This window comes from Streptomyces drozdowiczii (assembly GCF_026167665.1).
Classification (GTDB): domain Bacteria; phylum Actinomycetota; class Actinomycetes; order Streptomycetales; family Streptomycetaceae; genus Streptomyces; species Streptomyces drozdowiczii_A.
The window spans coordinates 2,670,464-2,688,688 of record NZ_CP098740.1; the positions used below are offsets into that span (position 1 = coordinate 2,670,464).

General features: G+C 74.0%; 14 protein-coding genes and 2 pseudogenes. 5 read left to right on the forward strand and 11 right to left on the reverse strand.

Annotated features, from left to right (window positions below; translation table 11 throughout):
• Positions 1-136 precede the first annotated feature (136 nt).
• The 6 genes from NEH16_RS11885 to NEH16_RS11910 form a co-directional block, all read right to left on the reverse strand.
• Entirely contained in the window at positions 137-1,177 is a 1,041-nt protein-coding gene (locus NEH16_RS11885; protein ID WP_073964312.1) for a BMP family lipoprotein, read from the reverse strand.
• A gap of 149 nt (positions 1,178-1,326) precedes the next feature.
• The gene (locus tag NEH16_RS11890) at positions 1,327-2,556 is read right to left on the reverse strand and encodes an amidohydrolase (RefSeq protein ID WP_073964313.1); all 1,230 of its coding nucleotides are present in this window, start codon (positions 2,554-2,556) and stop codon (positions 1,327-1,329) included.
• 193 nt (positions 2,557-2,749) lie between these two features.
• A complete protein-coding gene (locus NEH16_RS11895) occupies positions 2,750-3,808 on the reverse strand; it encodes a hypothetical protein (RefSeq protein WP_265541909.1) in 1,059 nt (352 codons plus the stop codon).
• Between the two features lie 11 nt (positions 3,809-3,819).
• Positions 3,820-4,755, reverse strand: coding sequence for an N-acetylneuraminate synthase family protein (locus NEH16_RS11900; RefSeq protein ID WP_073964315.1), 936 nt, complete (start codon positions 4,753-4,755; stop codon positions 3,820-3,822).
• An 11-nt stretch (positions 4,756-4,766) separates the two neighbouring features.
• Complete coding sequence (locus NEH16_RS11905) at positions 4,767-5,999, reverse strand: acylneuraminate cytidylyltransferase (RefSeq protein WP_265541911.1); 1,233 nt, start codon at positions 5,997-5,999, stop codon at positions 4,767-4,769.
• A 32-nt stretch (positions 6,000-6,031) separates the two neighbouring features.
• Positions 6,032-7,381, reverse strand: coding sequence for a DUF6716 putative glycosyltransferase (locus NEH16_RS11910; protein WP_265541913.1), 1,350 nt, complete (start codon positions 7,379-7,381; stop codon positions 6,032-6,034).
• A 209-nt stretch (positions 7,382-7,590) separates the two neighbouring features.
• Between NEH16_RS11910 and NEH16_RS11915 the strand changes: the two genes are divergently transcribed.
• The 4 genes and pseudogenes from NEH16_RS11915 (at position 7,591) to NEH16_RS11930 (ending at position 13,408) form a co-directional block, all read left to right on the forward strand.
• A complete protein-coding gene (locus NEH16_RS11915) occupies positions 7,591-8,568 on the forward strand; it encodes a glycosyltransferase family 2 protein (RefSeq protein ID WP_265541915.1) in 978 nt (325 codons plus the stop codon).
• Positions 8,568-9,916, forward strand: a pseudogene (locus tag NEH16_RS11920) (polysialyltransferase family glycosyltransferase). The gene NEH16_RS11915 and the pseudogene NEH16_RS11920 overlap by 1 nt, the downstream one beginning before the upstream one ends.
• Positions 9,917-9,918: 2 nt before the next feature.
• Positions 9,919-12,402: a YfhO family protein gene (locus NEH16_RS11925; protein WP_265541918.1), complete on the forward strand. Its 2,484-nt coding sequence runs from the start codon at positions 9,919-9,921 to the stop codon at positions 12,400-12,402.
• 80 nt (positions 12,403-12,482) lie between these two features.
• Positions 12,483-13,408 (forward strand): annotated as a pseudogene (locus NEH16_RS11930) (class I SAM-dependent methyltransferase).
• Between the two features lie 21 nt (positions 13,409-13,429).
• Here NEH16_RS11930 and leuE read toward each other — a convergent pair.
• Both leuE and NEH16_RS33880 read right to left on the reverse strand, forming a co-directional pair.
• Positions 13,430-14,098, reverse strand: a complete 669-nt coding sequence (gene leuE, locus NEH16_RS11935) for a leucine efflux protein LeuE (RefSeq protein ID WP_073964321.1) — start codon at positions 14,096-14,098, stop codon at positions 13,430-13,432.
• 232 nt (positions 14,099-14,330) lie between these two features.
• Positions 14,331-14,591 (reverse strand): hypothetical protein, encoded by a 261-nt coding sequence (locus NEH16_RS33880; protein ID WP_430523748.1) that lies wholly within the window; start codon positions 14,589-14,591, stop codon positions 14,331-14,333.
• On the opposite strand from NEH16_RS33880, the gene NEH16_RS11940 reads away from it, so the two are divergent.
• On the forward strand, positions 14,590-15,210 hold the full coding sequence (locus NEH16_RS11940; RefSeq protein WP_430523749.1) for a L,D-transpeptidase family protein: 621 nt from the start codon (positions 14,590-14,592) through the stop codon (positions 15,208-15,210). The two genes, NEH16_RS33880 and NEH16_RS11940, sit on opposite strands and share 2 nt — an antisense overlap.
• 173 nt (positions 15,211-15,383) lie before the next feature.
• Here the strand turns inward: NEH16_RS11940 and NEH16_RS11945 are convergent, their stop codons facing one another.
• The 3 genes from NEH16_RS11945 to NEH16_RS11955 form a co-directional block, all read right to left on the reverse strand.
• Complete coding sequence (locus NEH16_RS11945; RefSeq protein WP_265541922.1) at positions 15,384-16,505, reverse strand: hypothetical protein; 1,122 nt, start codon at positions 16,503-16,505, stop codon at positions 15,384-15,386.
• Positions 16,505-17,329, reverse strand: coding sequence for an RNA polymerase sigma factor (locus NEH16_RS11950; protein WP_265541924.1), 825 nt, complete (start codon positions 17,327-17,329; stop codon positions 16,505-16,507). The genes NEH16_RS11945 and NEH16_RS11950 overlap by 1 nt, the downstream gene beginning before the upstream one ends.
• A 284-nt stretch (positions 17,330-17,613) precedes the next feature.
• Complete coding sequence (locus tag NEH16_RS11955) at positions 17,614-18,213, reverse strand: hypothetical protein (protein WP_265541926.1); 600 nt, start codon at positions 18,211-18,213, stop codon at positions 17,614-17,616.
• Positions 18,214-18,225 lie beyond the last annotated feature (12 nt).

Genomic DNA, 18,225 nt, shown 5'->3' on the forward strand with positions numbered 1-18,225 from the left:
TCCCGACGCTACGCGCGTAGCGTCGCCGAATCGTTGGCCACCTGATCACAGGTGGCCGCCACCCCGCCGGGGGTACGTGAATCGGGGCCCGGAACGGGCGGCCGAAGCCGCTCGCCGGGCCCCGATCGACGGTGGATCAGGTCGTGGTCTTGACCGTGATGGTGCCGTCGACGATCTTCTTCTTCGCCTCGTCGAGCTGGGTCTGGATGTCCTTGAGGTGGTCACCCGTGGGGGTCAGGCTGACGCCGCCCTTGGCCAGCGAGTACGTCTGGGTGCCGGTCAGCGGCTTGCCGTCCTTGACGGACTTGACCAGGTCGAAGACGCCGGAGTCGACGTTCTTGACGACCGAGGTCAGGATCGTGTCGGCGTACTTCGACAGGGCCGGGTCCTTGGCCTGGTCGGAGTCGACGCCGATGGACCAGGCGCCCTTCTTGCCGGCGACGGCCTCGATCGAGCCGGCGCCCGAGCCGCCCGCGGCGGCGAAGATGACGTCGATGCCCTTGTCGAGCATGCCCTTGGCGGCGGCCTTGCCCTTGTCGGGGCTGCCGAAGCCGGAGAGGTCCGAGCCGGTGGACAGGTACTGGATCTGCACCGTGGCCTTCGGCTTGGTGTCCAGGACGCCCTGGCGGAAACCGGCCGCGAACTTCTTGATCAGCGGGAGGTCGACGCCGCCGATGAAGCCGATCTTGTCGTCCTTGGACTTCAGCGCCGCCGCGACACCGGCGAGGTACGAGCCCTGCTCCTCGGTGAAGACGATGTTGGCGACGTTCTTCGCGTCGGAGACCGAGTCGACCAGGCCGAAGCTGACCTTCGGGTACTTGGGCGCGATCTTGTCGACCGCCTCCTTGTACGCGAAGCCGATCGCGATGACCGGGTTGTAGCCGCCCTCGGCGAGCGACTGGAGGCGCTGGTCGCGGTCGGCCGAGCTCTCGCCGGTCTTGGCGGTCAGCTCCTTCGTCTCGGCGCCGAACTCGGCCTTGGCCTTGTCCAGGCCGCGCGCGGCGGAGTCGTTGAACGAGTTGTCGCCACGGCCGCCGACGTCGTAGGCCATGCCGATCTTCATCTTGCCGTCGTCGGAGCCGCTGCTCTCGTCGGACGACTCGCCGCACGCGGTGGCGGTGAGAGCGAGGGCCGCGGTGACGGCGATCGCGGCGCTGAACTTGGATACCCGGCGCAAGGGAAGGCTCCTTCAAACCTGACCGAAGCGCCTCTTCCGGCGCTGGTTTCGCCGCGATCGTAACGCGCGTAGATGTCAGATAAAGCCCTGTACGGAAGCCGTTATCGGATCGTCGCGAACGCGCGCCGAACCCAGGGCGGCGTGTCCGGTTACAGGTGGTTGACGTGGAGCAACGCGGAGGCGGTGAAGAGCTCCACACCGACCGTGATCGCTTCCTCGTCCACGTCGAAATTGCCCCGGTGGAGGTCGAGCCCGCGCGTGTCGCCGGGGGTACGGACCCCGAGCCGCGCCATGGCCCCCGGGACGTGCTCCAGGTACCAGGAGAAGTCCTCGCCGCCGAGGCTCTGCTCGGTGTCCTCGATGGCGTACGGGCCCCGGCGCGCGGTCATCGCACCGGCCAGGAGGTCGATCGCGCCGGCCTCGTTGACGACGGGCGGGACGCCCCGGACGTAGTTGATCACCGTCTTGGCTCGGTGCATCCCGGCGACCTCGTCGATCGCGGCGTGCACCAGGTCCGGCGCCTCGCGCCACGCCTTGAGGTCCAGGCAGCGGACCGTGCCGGAGAGCTCCGCGTGCTGCGGGATGACATTGCAGGCGTGGCCCGTCTCCAGGCGCCCCCAGGTCAGGGCGAGCCCGGCCCGCGCGTCGACCCGGCGGGCCAGCAGGGCGGGCACCTCGGTGGCGACCTTGGCGGCGGCGGTGACCAGGTCCGTGGTCAGGTGGGGGCGGGCGGTGTGGCCGCCGGGCCCGTCCAGGGAGAGTTCGAGGCGGTCGCAGGCGGAGGTGATCGCGCCGACCCGGAGCCCGATCCGGCCGACGTCCACCTTCGGGTCGCAGTGGACGCCGATGATCCGGCCGACGCCGTCCAGGGCCCCGGACGCGATCGCGTCGGGCGCCCCGCCGGGCAGGACCTCCTCGGCCGGCTGGAAGATCAGCCGCACCGGGTTGGGCAGCAGCCCCTGCCGGTCCAGCTCGGCGAGGACGAGGCCGGCGCCGAGCACGGCGGTGGTGTGGACGTCGTGCCCGCAGGCGTGGGCGCGGTCGGGCACGGTGGAGCGGTAGGGCACCCCGGCCTTGGTGTCCGGGATGGGGAGCGCGTCGATGTCGGCCCGGAGCGCGAGCATCGGCCGGGTGTCCTCCCCGCGCGTCCCGACGTCGCACAGGAGCCCGGTCCCGGAGGCGAGCACCTTCGGCGCGAGCCCGGCCTGCTCCAGCCGGGCCTTGATCGCCGCGGTGGTGCGGAACTCCTGTTTGCCCAGCTCGGGGTGCATGTGGAGATCCCTGCGGAAGGCGATCAGCTCGGCGCGCAGGGCGTCGGGCAGCGCGCCGGGCAGGCTCTCGCCCTGGGAGGGACCGGCTTCGGACTCGGGGCAGATCAACTGGCTCACCTTCTGAAGGGTAAGCCTGTTCCCTCCTCAACTGACCATGAAACAAGAAAACTTCAGCCACACAGGCGAATGTTTGGCCGCGTCTCAGCGTGTGGGACGCGCGCGGGATGGGTACACTCCGGCGCTCGCCTCGCGGTGGAGCGGCGCTCGGGCGGGGTGGGCGCGGACAGCCCCCGGCGCCCCCTCACGCCTCCCCCGTCACCGCCGTGACCCGCCACGGTGCCAGGCGGTGGACGTCGCGGGCCGTCTCCGTGACGCCGCTCAGGAAGCCCTGGGCGCGGGGGGAGGCCGTTTCGTGGAGCCATTCCGGGGCGATGTCGCAGACCGCGACCTTCACCTCGGTGCCGGCCAGGGCGAGGGGCAGGGTGTGGACCACGGTGGACGGGAAGCTCACCACCGTGCGGCCGATCGGACCGCGGCGGGCGATGAGCTCCAGGGGGAGGTCGGGGCGGACGATCTCCAGGCCGGTGACCGCCTCCAGGGCGTGCAGCTTCTCGGTGGACTCGCGGCGGTGCGCGAAGTAGCGGGTGGCCCCGTGCGTACGGGCGAGGGCGGCGACCGCCTCCAGATAGCGGGCCCGGTCCACCACGCCCGTCTCGACCAGCGAGGTGCCGACCAGGTCCGCGCCCTTGGTGAGCGAGGGCGGGCCGAAGCGGGACCGGGTCCAGGAGAAGGTGTTCGGGATGAGGGTGACGCCCGGCGGCGGGACCACGGGCATGGCGGTGAACAGCTCGACCTCGCGCGCCGCCGACGGCGTGAAGCGGCGCCGCGCGGTGGACGTCACGGGGGCGAGGGCCAGCTCGCGCGGGCCGAGGCCGCCGCGCCGGTGCCAGCGCACCAGGCGCTCGCCCCGGGTGAGCTGGGCGACGAACTCCATGGTGGCGGTGCCGTCGTCCACCACGGTGAGGCGGCGGGGGCGTACGAGCGTGAGCAGCAGCTGCACGTAACGCGAGAAGGGGTCGCCGATCACGATGTGGTCGGCGTTGCGGACGAGCCGGGTGAGGGCGCGCAGCGACTTCAGGGGGGTGCCCGAGTCGCCGCGCGCCTCCTGCCAGCGCACGGTCATGCCCTCGTCGCGGGCCAGCTCCGCCATCCGGCGCAGCTGGCCGCGCGACATCGGGTCGACCGGGGGGAGGACGACGACGGTGACGTCGGTCAGGACGCGCCCGCCGCCTCCCTCGGTGACGGCCCACTCCAGGACGTTCAGGAGCTGGACCGGGCTCTCGACGAAGGCGAGGTTCACCGGCCGGCCCGTCAGACCGCGACCGGCTCGGCGGCCGGGGCCGCCGCGTCGCTCTCCGCCACGACACCCGGGACCCGGCGGAGCTTCTTCATCGGGCCGAGCTCGGACTCGTACACCTTCTTGACGCCGTCGCCGAGGCTCGCCTCGATGGTGCGGATGTCGCGGACGAGGCGGGACAGGCCCTGCGGTTCGACGGACGCGGCCTGGTCGGAGCCCCACATGGCGCGGTCCAGGGTGATGTGGCGCTCGACGAACGCGGCGCCGAGGGCGACGGCGGCGAGGGTGGTCTGGAGGCCCGTCTCGTGGCCGCTGTAGCCGATCGGGACGTTGGGGTACTCCTGCTGGAGGGTGTTGATGACCCGCAGGTTCAGCTCCTCGGCCTTCGCCGGGTACGTGGAGGTGGCGTGGCAGAGCAGGATGTTGTCGGAGCCCAGCACCTCGACGGCGTGCCGGATCTGGCGCGGGGTCGACATGCCGGTGGAGAGGATCACCGTGCGGCCGGTGGCGCGCAGGGTGCGCAGCAGCTCGTCGTCGGTGAGCGAGGCGGAGGCGACCTTGTGGGCGGGGACGTCGAACTTCTCCAGGAAGGCGACGGCCTCGGTGTCCCACGGGGACGCGAACCAGTCGATGCCGCGCTTCGCGCAGTGCTCGGAGATGGCCCGGTACTCGTCCTCGCCGAACTCGACGCGGTGGCGGTAGTCGATGTACGTCATGCGGCCCCAGGGGGTGTCGCGCTCGATGTCCCACTGGTCGCGCGGGGTGCAGATCTCCGGGGTGCGCTTCTGGAACTTGACGGCGTCGCAGCCGGCTTCGGCGGCCACGTCGATCAGCGCGAGGGCGTTGTCGAGGTCGCCGTTGTGGTTGATGCCGATCTCGCCGGTGATGTAGACGGGGTTGCCGGGTCCGGCGGTGCGGTTGCCGAGGGTGCGCAGGCGGGAGGTGCTCATGAGGGTGTTCCTTACTGGGTGGGGGCTGAGGTGGAGGCCGTGGTGAGGGTGGGGCCCAGGAGCCAGGCCGCGATCTCGCGGATGGCGCCGGAGCCGCCCGGGGTGGTCGTCACGGCGCGCGCCGCTGCGCGCACCGAGTCGTGGGCGCTCGCGACGGCCACGGGCCAGCCGGCGAGCGCGAAGCAGGGGAGGTCGTTGACGTCGTTGCCGACGTACATGACGCGTTCGGGTGCGAGGGACTGCTCGTCGCACCACTGCTTGAGCGCGAGGTCCTTGCGGTCGACGCCGTGCAGGACCGGCACGCGCAGCTTGCGGGCGCGGGCGGCGACGACGGGGTTCTGTTCGGTGGACAGGATCAGCAGCGGCACGCCCGCCTTGCGGAGGGCGGCGATGCCGAGCCCGTCGCCCCGGTGCACGGCGACGGTCTCGCGTCCTTCGGAGTCCACGAGGACCCGGTCGTCGGTCTGGGTCCCGTCGAAGTCGAGGACGACGGCGTCGATGTCGTCCAGGGTCGGCAGCGGGGCCGGGTCCAGGAGCGGGGCCAGGGCGCGGGCGCGGGCCAGGTCGTGCGGGTCGTCGATCTCCAGGACGCGCGCCGGGTCGGTGCGGACCAGCGCGGTGTGGCCGAAGAAGCGGTGCCGGTGGGTGCGGAAGCCCGCGGCGTCCATGGCGTAGGCGGCGCCCGTCTCCAGCAGGTCCTCGGGGCGGTCCTGGCGGCGCGGGCGGACCCGCTTGTCGTGGTTGACGCCGTAGTTGTGGTCCTCGACCGCGGTGCCGTCGCGCCACAGGAAGCCGTGGAAGGGGGCGACGGTGAGGGCGGTGTCGGCGCCCTCGCGGGCGACGGCGGCGGCGACCCCGTCGATGTCCTCGCGGGTGACGAAGGGGCTGGTGCACTGGACGAGCAGGACGACGTCGGCGGTACGTCCCCGCAGCGCCTCGTAGGCGTCGAGGGCGTGCAGCACGGCGGCCTCGCTGGTCGCGGTGTCGCCGGCGATCTCCTCGGGGCGCTGTACGCAGTGCAGCCGGCCGCTCTCGCCGAGGGCTTCGGCCGCCGCGCGGGCGGCCTCGGCGACGGCGGGCGCGTCGGTCGTCACCACGACGTCGGTGACCTCGCCGGAGGCCAGGCAGGCGTTCACGGCGCGGGCGACGAGCGGGACGCCGCCGACCCGGGCGAGGTTCTTGGCGGGGACGCCCTTGGAGCCGCCGCGCGCGGGGATGACGGCGAGCACGGTGGGTCGGTTCATCGGTGCTCCGGTGGGTGTGGTTTCGGTGGCGGTCACAGCTCCCCCATCCGCCGGACGACCGGGGCGACGCGCTGGACGCCGTGCCGGTACGCGCCCCGGGCCGCGTCCCGGACCGCCTCGCGCACCGCGGTCCTGACCCGGCCGGCCTCGCGGGGCGCGGCGGCGCCGGGCAGCGGGTGGCCGTCCGGGGCCAGGTGGTGGCGGGCGAGGATGCCGGGGAGGTAGCCGGGGGCGGTGGCGGGCGTGTAGTAGGGCGCCGGGTCGGGCAGCCGGCCCCGGGCCAGCAGTGCGGTGACCCGGGCCCGTGCGGTGTCGTACGCGGTGGGGTAGCTGCCGTCGGCGGCGACGCCCTGGCCGGCCAGCCATTCCGGGTCGGGTTCCGGGTGCCCGCCGCCGTCGAGGTGGTCGAAGGAGGTGAGCAGTCCGGACCCGGTGAAGTGGTGGTTGCCGAGGGCTTCGCGCACCCCGAGGTCGGTGAGGACGGCGGTGGGGATGCGGCGGTGCAGGGCCTCCAGGGCGGCCGTGGAGGAGACGGTGACGAGGAGGTCGGTGCGGTCCAGGACCTCGCCCATGTGCCCGTACACCAGGCGGAAGTTGGGCGGGAGTCCGCCGGGCAGGCGCTCGGCGAGCCGCTGGTAGGGGTGCTCCTCGATGTGCGTGGTGTGCTCGCCGGGCCTGGAGCGCAGCTTCAGCAGCACCTCGCGGCGGGGGTGCAGCCGGGCGTGCTCGACCAGCCTGCGCAGCAGGTACGTCCGGTCGGCGCGGTTCTCCGGTACGGAGGGCTGGGCGGCGAACACCAGGGTGTCGCGGCCCGGTTCGGGCCGGTAGGGCTCGCCGCCGAGGAACGGGAGGGCGGCCTCGGTGACGGCCGAGGCGTCGGCGCCCACTCCCTCGTACACCGCGCGGAAACGCCGGGCGTCGTGGCGGGAGTTGGCGAGGACGACGTCGGCGCCGTGGCGGAGCAGGAGCCCGTCGGTGAGCTTCTCGTAGACGACGCCGACGTAGCCGGTGACGAGGACGGGCCTCGTGGGCAGCCGGAGCGCCGCGATGCCGTGCAGCATGGCCTGGACGGCGCCGCCGACGAGGGCGAGGACGACGACGTCGTATCCCTCGTCCCTCACGGTGTGCAGGAATTCGGCGGCCGTGACCTCGCGCACCCGGTCGGCCGGAATCCCCACGTCGCCGACCTCGGCGAGCTGGCGGGGGGTCGGGGTCGCCCGGCCGCGCAGCAGCAGTCCGCTGATCTCCACCCGCTGCGCGGGCGCCCCGGACACGGGGGCGGTGAGGCGGTGCGCGGTGAGCGCGCCCCATTTCCACCGGGTGTCGGAGTCGGCGATCACGGCTGCCCTGAGGGCGGTCGTCTTTTCGGTACGTCGTGGCACGTCTCCGAATTTAGGAAGGCATTCGGATTCGCGGCCCAACGTGACGGCAACAGCGGGTTAACAGCCCGCCGACACCCGGAGAATCAGCTGATGGAATGGGTGTTCCGGGGCGGGGAATCGGGCCGGTTCATTGGCCCGACATTCTTCGTTCACCTGGTGTACCCGTCGGGTCCAGGGTAAATGCCGGACCGACCCCTAGCGTGGTCCGCGTGGTCAAGCTCTCCGTCATCGTGCCGTTCTACAACGTTCGGGCCTACGCCCCCGACACCCTGAGAAGTCTGCGGGCCAATGCCCGCGAGGGGGTCGAATTCATCCTCGTCGACGACTGTTCGTCCGACGGGACCCTGGAGATCCTTCAGCGCGCCGAGCGCGAACTCCCGGGTGCCGTCCTGGTCCCGCACGAGCGGAACGGGGGCCTGGCCACCGCACGCAACACGGGGATCGACGCGGCGCGCGGCGAATACCTCACGTTCCTGGACGGCGACGACTGGGCGGCGCCCGGGCACTACGAGCGGCTGCTGGCCGCGATCACGGCCCTGGGCTGCGATTTCGTCCGTACGGACCATGTGCAGTTCACCGACCGGGTGCGCACGCTCCACCGCGTCCCGTTCGGGCTGCGGAACACCGTGGTCAGCCCGCGCGAGGTGATCCTGCCGGCCGACCGGTCGACGCCGGTGGACTACGCGTACGCCTGGGCCGGGGCCTATCACCGCAGGCTCGCGGACTCGGGGCTGCTGCGGTTCCGGGACGGGCTGCGCACGGCGGAGGACCGGCCGTGGATCTGGCGGCTGCACCGGGAGGCCGAGTCCTTCGCGGCGGTCGGGCTGCCCGGGATCTTCTACCGGCGCGGGGTCGCCTCCTCGCTGACCCAGATCGGCGATGTGCGCCAGCTGGACTTCATTCGCGCGTTCGACCAGGTGCTGGAGGAAACGGCCCTGGATCCGGAGGCGGACCGGCTGATGCCGAAGGCCGTGCGTACGTACTGCGCGGTCATGGCGCACCATTTGGAATCCATCGAAAGGTTCGAACCAGCAGTGGCCAGGAAATTGCGCTCGATGAGTGCGGCTTCGCTGCGGCGCATGCCCCAGGACATTCTCGCGGAAACGCTGAATTCGCTGGGTGAACGCCGTGCGGACCGGCTGCGCCGGGTGCGCCGCCGTTCCGTCTCGCGGGAGGTCGCGGCCTGATGCCCGGCACCACCCAGGTCTTCTCGGCGTGCACGCAGTACGCCGCCGCCACGCTCGTCGCGGCCCTGCGCTCCGGCATGTTCGGGCCGCGCTCCGAGCACCGGCGCATCCTCGTCGTGAGCGACACCTCGCCCGCCCCGGAGCTGGGCACTCCGCTGCACCGGCGCCCCGGTTTCGAGGCGCTGGCCGCCGAGTTCGACGCGGTGCGGTCCTGGAACGACTTCATCAGCCCGTTCCACCCGGCGGGCTGGGCGCCCCGGGAGCAGGACGCCCCGCTGTGGGAGCGGGCCGTGCGCGCGGCCTGGGACCTCGGTGACGAACCGGTCGAGCTGGCCTGCGAGTCCATCCAGGCCAACCCCGCGCAGGCGCTGGCGGCGGTCTTCGGGGACAGCCCGCTGCATGTGTACGCGGACGGCCTGATGAGCTACGGACCGACCCGCAGCCGGCTCGACCAGCTGGTCGGCACCCGCATCCGCCGCCTGCTCCACCTGGACCTGGTGCCGGGGCTGAAGCCCCTGCTGCTCACGGAGTTCGGGGTGGAGCCGGAGGTCGTCCCGACGGACGCGTTCCTCAAGGTGCTGGGCGAGCTGGCCGACCCGGTCGCCGCCCCCGAGGCCCCGGGCCCCGTGCTCGTTCTCGGTCAGTACATGTCCACCCTGGGAATCCTGACGCCCCGCCAGGAGGAGGACCTGCACGCGGAGATGGTGCGCGGCGCGGTCGCCCTGGGCCACACCCGTATCGTCTTCAAACCGCACCCCAGCGCGCCCGCCCACTGGACGCGCGCGCTGGAGGAGGAGGCGGTACGGCTCGGCGCCACGCTCACCGTGGCGGACAGCCCGGTCCTGGCCGAGACGCTGTTCGAGTCGATGCGCCCCGCCCTCGTCGTCGGCTGCTTCTCCACCGCGCTGCTGACCGCCGCCTCGTTCTACGGGCTGCCGGTCGCCCGCCTGGGCACGGGCCCGCTGCTGCACCAGCTCAGCCCGTACCAGAACAGCAACCGCATCCCCGTGACCATCGTGGACGCGCTCCTCCCCGACCTGGCCGACCCGGCGGCGGTGACCGGCTGGTCGATGCCCTCGCCCGAGGAGATCGCGCGCGGGACCGCCGGGCTGGTCGGCGCGGTCGGCTACGCGATGCAGCCGCAGCTCCAGGCCCCCTGCGCCCCGTCGCCGAGCGCTATCTCAGCGGCCACCGGGACAGCGTGCGGCGGTACTTCAAGCGGCGGCGGCTGACCGCGCTCGGGCTGCCGGGGGCGATTCCGGCGCAGCTCACGTTCATCCCGCGCAACGCGACGGTCCGCCGGATAGCGCGCCGGGCCCGGACGCTGAAGCGGGCTGCGGCCGGCTGAGCATGAGGAAACTCCCGATACTCCGGTCGCCGCGCGGCCGGGCCGCCGCCCTGGCCGCCGTGCTCGCCGCCCTCACCGTCTGCGCCGGGGACGCGGTGGCCCGCAGCTACCCCTTCGGCCCGCACACCCGCAGCGTCAACGACCTGGGCAACCAGTTCGTCCCGTTCCACGCCCGCCTCTGGGACCTGCTGCACGGCCGCGCCGACGGCGGCCTGCTCCTCAACTGGCAGTCCGGCTTCGGCACGGGCTTCCTGCCCGACTTCGGTACGTATCTGAGCAGCCCGTTCGCCCTGCTCGTCGGCGTCTTCCCCCGGGACCGCATCGACCTGGCGGTGTACGCGGTCACGCTGGTGAAGACCGGGGCGGCGGCGGCCGCGATGACCTGGCTGCTGACGGCGCTCCGTCGCGGCCGGGGCCGGGAGTGGGCGGCGATCGTGCTCGGCGCCTCGTACGCGCTGTGCGGGTGGTCGGTGATCGAGGCCGTGTACAACCCGATGTGGCTGGACGGGCTGGTCGCGTTCCCGCTGCTGTGCCTGGCCGCCGAGTGGGCCCGCACGGGCCGTCGCCCGGTCCTGGGCACGCTGCTGGTGACGCTGGCCTGGGTGTCGAACTTCTACACCGCGTACATGGCGACGCTCGGTGCGGCGCTGGTGCTGGTGGTGCGGCTGCTGGTGGAGGACGGGACGCGCCCGGAGCGGATACGGGGGCTGGGCCGCGCGGTCCGGACGGTGGCGCTCGGGACCGGGCTGGCCGCGCCGGTCCTGGTGCCGGTGTTCCTCGGGACGCGGCACGCCTACCCGGGCTGGACGCGTGCGTTCGCCCCGGCGGCCTGGCCCGATGTCGCGGCCCGGTTGCTCCCGGCGACGTACAGCTTCTTCAGCCCGGCGCTCTTCCTCGGCACCGGCGCCCTGCTCCTGGCGGGCGCCCTGGCCTTCCACCGGGCCGTCCCGCGCACCGAACGCCTGGTGTGGGCGGGGCTCGTGGCGGGGGTCGCGCTGTCCTTGCAGTGGGGGCCGACGCATCTGCTGTGGCACGCCTTCGCGACGCCCAACGGCAGTCCGTACCGCCAGACGTTCGTGCTGTCCGGGCTCCTGGTGATCACCGCCTGGCTGTCGGTCGCCTCCGGCTGGCCGGACCGGCGGGCGCTGCTCGGCGGCGCCGGGGTGGTCGCGCTGATCGCCGCCGGGGCCGCGTCCAGCGCCCTGGTCACCGCGTGGACGTACCCGCTGTTCGCGGCGGGCCTGGCGGCCGTGGCGGGCGCCCTGGTCCTGGCCCGGCGCGGCCGGTACGCCGTGCTGGCGGCGCTGCTGCTGGTCGGGGCGCAGGCCGGGCAGGCCGCCGCGACGACCGCGTACGCCGACCGGCAGCGGCTGGGGCGGCTGGACGACTACGCCCCGTGGGGTGAGCGCCAGCGCCTCCAGGCCGCCGCGGTCGCCGAGGCGGACGGCTGGCCGCGCTACCGGACCGATCCGGGCCTGGAGCAGAGCACGGCGAACGATCCGCTGCTGACCGGCGGCCAGGGCGGCGCGTACTACAGCAGCCACACCCCGGACGTGCTGACCCGCACCTTCCTCGCCCTGGGCGCCGGGTGGACGTCCAACGGCCGCGCCCTGCACGACCTGGACAACCCGGTGACGGACGCGGTGTTCTCCGTGGGCGCCCGCGTGCACATGCCGCGCGACCCGCACCAGGGCTGGAACCGCCCGGACGACCGCCCGGTCACGGTGACCCACGAGGACGTGCCCCCGCTGGTGACCGTGCGGCCCGCCAACGGGGCGGTGCACTACGGGCGTTCACCCTTCCGCAACCAGGAGAAGCTGCTCGGCGCCTCCGTCTACACCGTGCCGGAGACCACCCTGCGCGCGGCGGACGGGAGCGGCGCACCGGACACGGGCGCGTACGACTACGCGGTGCGGCCCGGCGCGTACACCCTCCGTGCCGCCTGTCCGGCGGGCAGCGAGGTGTATCTGTGGGCGCCGGACCTGTTCGGCCGCGCGCGACTCGGTTCGGGGGAAGAGGCGGACTTCCGGGGCGAGTTGCCGGGCCGCCGGGCCGAGCTGCGGAAGCTGGGCGACGGGGGCGGGACGCTCGACGTGGCGGTGCGGGTGGCCCGGCCGGGGACCGTCCCGCACGAGGCCGTCGGCTGCCTGGACCGGGACCGGCTGGCCGCCGCGGTGGCCGGGCTGAAGCGGACGGGCGCGACGCGGGTGACGGTCACCGGAAGCGGTGTACGCGCCGAACTCCCACCCGGGACGCACGGTTTGGCGGTGCTCGCCGCGCCCCGGATCGCCGGGTGGAGCTGCGGGGGCCGTCCGGCCGGCTCGTACCTCGGGCTGGTCGCGGCCCCGGTGAGCGGCGACCGGCCGGTGCTGGACTGCGCGTACCGGCCGCCGGGGCTGAAGGCGGGGAGCCTGGCCGGGGGTGTGGCGCTGCTGGGGCTGGTGGCGGTGGGGGTGGCCGGGCGGCGGCGCAGGACGGCACCGTAAACCCGTACACCCGCGACGACACCGAGACTTCATCTCCGCGTGGTGGGAGCGGCCCGGCGCTCGCGCGTACGTTCCCAGCCATGGCCTCCCTTCTGAACAACCGCCTGACCCGGCGCGCCCTGCGCCCCGCCGCCGCCCTGGTCGACCGCCGCATCCAGCAGCGCGTGGAGCGCGCCGCCGGACCGCTGCGCGGCGAACTCGCCACCCTGCGGAGGGAGTACGAGGAGGAGCGGCGCGGCCGGTACGCCGTGGAGCTGCTGCTCGACGGGACCGGGCGCGGCGCCCACCGCATGCCCCCGGCCCACGAGGTGGACCGGCTGGTCCGCGAGGTGGGGGCGCTGGCCGGGGACAGCGCGGCGGCGCGGCGCAGTGTGGTGTCCGCCTACCGCACGGTGGTCGCCCTGGAGGCGCTGGGCGTCGGGCGCCTCGCGGGCTCGACGTCCAATGTGTGCGGCAAGCTGGCGACCGTACCGCTGCTGGCCCCGCCGAACGGGCGCATCCTGGAGATCGGCACGCTGTACGGGCTGTTCGCCGCCGCGCTGACCCGGATGACGCATCGGGCGGGGGTGGAGCCGGAGCTGACGATCGTCGACCCGCTGGCCGGTTCCCAGCTCCAGCCGGGCACCTCGCAGCCCGCCGACCCGACGGGCACCCCGGTCCGCGAGGACGTGGTGCGGGCCAACCTGGCGCTGACCGGGGGCGGCACGACGCACCACCCCGGATCGTGCGGGGCTTCTCCAGCGCCCCGGAGGTGCGGGCGGAGGCGGGCGACCGGGAGTACGGGGTGATCGTGGTGGACGGCGACCACTCCATGGCGGGGGTGGCCGCCGACCTGGAATGGGTCGAGGGGATCGTGGCCCCGGGCGGGATCGTGGTGCTCGACGACTACGGGGACGCGGCGTGGCCGGGCGTCCAGGAGGCCCTGGACAAGCATCTGGCGGACGGGGCCTCGCGGCTGCGGCTGCTGGGGCGGGTGGCGACGTCGGCGTATCTGCGGGCGGAGTGAGGCGTACGCCTCGAAGGGCTGTCAGACGCTGCTGAGCGACAGCTTCGCGGCGAACCCGAGGAACAGCACCCCGGCCGCCGAGGTGGCCCCGGCCGAGAGCCGCCGGCGCTTGCGGAAGGCGGCGGACAGCCGGGTGCCGCCGAAGATCAGCGCCGAGAGGTACAGGAAGCTGGCGAGCTGGAGCAGGGTCCCCAGGACCAGGAAGGACAGGGCCGGATAGGCGTATCCGGGGTCCACGAACTGCACGAAGAACGAGATCAGGAAGAGGATCGCCTTCGGGTTGAACAGGCTGACCACCAGCGCCCGCCGGTACGGCCGCTCCATGGCCCCCGGCGCCTGCGCCTCGGCCCGCTCCTCGTCGGTGATCTCCGCGACCCGCCGGTGCCGCTCGCGCCACATCGACACGGCCGCGCGCAGCATCCCGATCGCCATCCAGGTCAGATAGCCGGCGCCCGCGTACTTGACGATCGCGAACAGCACGGGCGTCGTCTGGAGCAGCGAGGAGGCGCCCAGCGCGGACAGCGTCATCAGTACGGTGTCCCCGGTCCACACCCCGGCCGCCGCCACATACCCGGTCCGCACCCCGCGCCGCGCGGCGACGGACAGCACGTACAGCGAATTCGGGCCCGGCAGCAGAACGATCAGCACGAGGCCGGCGAGATAGGTCGGAAGGTCGGTGACACCCAGCATGGAACGGAGTCTCGCACGCGGCCACGACCGCACGGAAGCGGGTATTCCGGGGCGAGAGGCGCGCAGGGATGCGTTCTCCGTCACAGATGCGCGACGAGAAGAGAGGGAGAGGATTCGGCAACCGGGTGGAGCGGGAACCCGTCCCATGAGACACGCGGGTTCAGGGGCCGACGGCGCCGGGGCCGAGGACGCAGGGGGCTGGGATGATACGCACGCGCAGGACCGGGCGCGGTTACGCGCTCCGAGGGGCCGCCGTCGTGGCCGTGCTGGCGATGGCCGGGGTGACCGCCGGCTGCAAGGAGCAGCCCGCGACGGGCGCATCGGCCGCGCCCTCGGCACCGGCGGGCAGCAGCTCCCCCACCGACGACGCGAAGCCGGGCGGCTCCGCGAGCCCGTCGGAGAGCGCGAAGCCGACGGAGCCGGCCACGGCATCGCCGAAGCCCACTGCGAGCAGCACCACGCCGACCGCCGACCCGCAGGGCAAGGTGCTCATGGCGAGCGGGTCCGAGGGCAAGCAGGTGCGCGAACTCCAGGCGCGACTACGGCAGATCGGGCATTTCGACCGCAGCCCCACGGGCTACTACGGGACCGTCACCGTGGCCGCCGTGCGGTCCTTCCAGGGCAAGCGCGGCCTGGAGCGGACCGGGAAGACGGACACCCTCACCTGGCAGAAGCTGCTCGGGATGACGCACGAGCCGACGGCGGCCGAGCTGAATCCGCCGACCACCCGTCCGGTCGCCGAGCCGGACAAGCGGTGTCTGACGGGGCGGGTCATCTGCATCAGCAAGAACAGCCGCACGCTGTCCTGGATGATCGACGGCAAGGTCGTCTCGTCCATGGACGTGCGGTTCGGCTCGCAGTACACGCCGACCCGCGAGGGCACGTTCTCCGTCTACTGGAAGTCGCGCCACCACGTCTCCACGATCTACCACACGGCCATGCCGTACGCGATGTTCTTCAGCGGCGGCCAGGCGGTGCACTACTCCTCGGACTTCGCGGCCCGCGGCTACAACGGCGCCTCGCACGGGTGTGTGAACGTCCGGGACGAGGGGAAGATCGCCGCCCTCTTCGCCGCCGTCCGCACCGGCGACAAGGTCGTCATCTACAAGTGAGACAAGGGAGATGAGGGGCGCGGGCGGGACCGGGGGAACGTGTCCCGCCCGCGCCATGTGCGCCGAGCCGCAGGTACGGGGGAACCCCGGCTCCGGGCGCTGCCGATGACCAGTCGGCTCATTCCGTACAGCGTCGGCGGCCCGGAAAACGTCACACCGACCGGTACGGACGCTCAGCGGGCCGCCGCGGAGGCGGTCGGCCGGGGGCCCTCCGAGGCGGGATCCGTCGCTCCCGGCTCCGGCGCGACGGCCGCCGTCGAGGGGCCGGGCGACTCGGTGAACCGGATGGCGGGGAGCGGCGCGGAGGCACCGCCGCCCTGCTCGGCGTCGCCCGCGCCGCCGCCGTGCTTGCCGTCCTCGGCGGCGAGCAGGCGGTCGCAGAACCGGTCCAGGTTGCGGGCGCCCTTGGCCAGGGCTTCGAGGCGGGTGCGGCGGTCGGCGTCGAGCGTGCCGTCGCGGTAGTCGCGGCACGCCTGGAGGGTCTTGGCGTACCAGGAGCCGGAGGGGTCGCCGCCGGAGTGGCCGTTCCCCTTCGAGGGGTCCTCGCCGTCGTCGTCGGAGTCGCCGTCCCCGGGGTGCGTCCCGCCGCCGGTGCGGCTGCCGCCCGTGCGGTCGGTGCCGGTGCCGTCGTCCTTGCCGCTCCGGCCGTCGTGGGACGGGCCGCCGCCGGGGCGCGCGGTGTCCTGGCCGCCGGAACCGGGACCCGGGCCGGTGCCCGTGCTGCCGCCGGGGGCGGGGGCCTCCGGGGTCGGGGTGCCGGGCGGCGGGGGCGCGGAGGTCTCCTCGTCGGGGAGGACGTCGGTGCCCAGCTCCTCGGGGGACTCGGCGGCCGAGACCGAGGTCGCCGGGGAGGGGGTGTGGCGGCTGAAGGGCCCGGGCAGCATCCCGGAACCGGCGGCGACGGCCACCCCTCCTATGGCACAGCAGGCCAGGGATGCGACGAGCCCGAAGCGCAGGGGCCTGCTCCAGCGGAACGGGCGCTCACCTCGCTCGGGGCCGGCCGCCCTGCCTATGTGGACCGGCGGGAGCACCGCCGTATCGGCGTCGTCGCCGTGCGCGGCGGTGGCCCCGGCGGTACGGGGGCGGCGGGGGGCGGCCCGGAAGGCGGCGAGCGCGGCGGCCTCGCCGGGGAGTTCACCGGTGGCGGGGCGGGCGGTGCGGGCGACGGCGTCGAGGGCGGCGGCCAGGCGTTCGGCGTCCTGACAGGGACGGCCTTCGGCAGGGTCGACCGGTTCGCCGCGGAGCAATTTCTCCGCCGCTTCCTTGTCAAGCCATGCGTACTGCTCGTCGGCCATCACATGTCCTTCTGCGTCCACAGACGCGAATGCGTCACACCGGCGGGAGCCACCAGGCCGGTGCGCGGGGGGCGTTGTACGGGTACGACACCGAGTTCCCCGGTCCGTCCCGGCGCGTCCCCCGCATTCTCCCGGAAGGCCGCCGAGGGCGCCTCGGGGCCCTCCGGCTCGCCCTCGTAACGGCGACCGCCGTCCGCCGGGCCGGGGATCCTGGCCGGGTCGGGGCCGGGCCTTCCGTCGCCGCCGCCCGGGCGCTGGGCCGCGGTGCCCGCCGCGTCCGCCCCGAGCAGTTCGGCGAGCCGCTTCAGCCCGCGGTGGGCGGCGGTGCGCACCGCGCCGGGCCGCTTGCCGAGGGTCTGCGCGGCGCTCTTCGCGTCGAGGCCGACCACCACGCGGAGCACCACCGCCTCGGCCTGGTCCTGCGGCAGCTGGGCGATGAGCGACATGGTGCGCCCGGTCGCCAGGGACTCGATCGCCTCGTCGGCCGTGTCGGAGACCGCCGGCTTGTCGGAGAGTTCCGTCTCGTCGCCGCCGATGGCGGGGCGCCTGCCGCGCATCCGGAGGTGGTCCAGTGCCCGGTTGCGGGCTATGCGCGCGGCCCAGCCCCGGAAGCGGTCGGCGTCCCCGCTGAAACGGTCGAGGTCGCGGGCTATCTGGAGCCACGACTCGGACGCCACGTCCTCGGCGTCCGGCTCCCCCACCAGCGTCCTTATGTAGCCAAGCAGCCGCGGCTGCACAGCGCGGTACACAGTACGGAAGGCGTCCTCGTCCCCGCGCTGTGCCGCGAGCACCGCGGCAGTAAGCCCCGCGTCGTCCCCCAGCACTACCTCAACCCTGCCCTGCTGTCCGAATCGCAGCTGGTCACCACTGCCGCGCCACCCTGCGCGACTCAGCACGCTACGTCCTTGGCGTGCACCCCGTCCATGACTTGTACAACCTGCAACATTCCATCGCCCCGCCCCGGTGTGACAGAAAACGCACCCACGGCGCAGAGATGAGTACGGGGTCGTCCTGCGACCCCGCGGAAGACGACCGGGGCCTCTCCTGTGGGGGGTGGCGGCCCCGGTCGTCCTCGTTTCCTCCCGCCACGCGGCGGTGGTTCAGCCGCTCAGGACCGCACCCGCCCCCGTCGGGCCGACGCCGCGCGGAGTATCCGGCGGCCCTCCGTGGAGACGTCGCGGATCTGGCGCAGCCCGGCCGTGGCCGGGGCGTCCTCGTCCATGGCCGCCAGCATCTCCAGGATCGCGGTCTGGCGGGCCGCCTCGCCGGCCAGCAGCGGGCCCGCGCCCGCGGGGTCGCCCGCCCGGCAGCGGGCCACCGGGTCCGGGGCGGCGGGCGCGGTCGTGTCGTGGCCGAGGTGGACCTCCAGGGCCAGCACCGAGCAGGCGTTAGCCCAGGCGCGCAGCGCCTCGCCCGCCCGCTCGGCCGGGGCCGCGGCGAGCAGGTCCCGGACGCGGGCGGCGGGCGCGCCGGGGTCCGCGAGGGCGGTGGCCGGGGCGCCGGGGTCCGCGAGCGGTTCCAGGGCGGCGCGGGCCTCCGCGAGGCGGGCCGGCCAGAGGCGGGGCTCAGCGCAGGCGGCCCAGAGCGGGCGCAGCGGGTCGGGGGCGGGGCCCCGGGCGGGCTGGGGCAGACAGCGTTCGAGGCAGGCGACCGCCGCGGCGGCGAGCCCGCGTTCGTCGGCGGCGGCGATCAGGTCGAGCAGGCTCATCGGCGTCTCCTG

Coding starts and splice junctions, on each gene's coding strand:
- NEH16_RS11925 (WP_265541918.1), top strand. CDS start 9,919: ATGAGGAAACTCCCGATACTCCGGTCGCCGCGCGGCCGGGCCGCCGCC.
- NEH16_RS11955 (WP_265541926.1), bottom strand. CDS start 18,213: ATGAGCCTGCTCGACCTGATCGCCGCCGCCGACGAACGCGGGCTCGCC.
- NEH16_RS11940 (WP_430523749.1), top strand. CDS start 14,590: ATGGCGAGCGGGTCCGAGGGCAAGCAGGTGCGCGAACTCCAGGCGCGA.
- NEH16_RS11900 (WP_073964315.1), bottom strand. CDS start 4,755: ATGAGCACCTCCCGCCTGCGCACCCTCGGCAACCGCACCGCCGGACCC.
- NEH16_RS11905 (WP_265541911.1), bottom strand. CDS start 5,999: ATGAACCGACCCACCGTGCTCGCCGTCATCCCCGCGCGCGGCGGCTCC.
- leuE (WP_073964321.1), bottom strand. CDS start 14,098: ATGCTGGGTGTCACCGACCTTCCGACCTATCTCGCCGGCCTCGTGCTG.
- NEH16_RS33880 (WP_430523748.1), bottom strand. CDS start 14,591: ATGAGCACCTTGCCCTGCGGGTCGGCGGTCGGCGTGGTGCTGCTCGCA.
- NEH16_RS11945 (WP_265541922.1), bottom strand. CDS start 16,505: ATGGCCGACGAGCAGTACGCATGGCTTGACAAGGAAGCGGCGGAGAAA.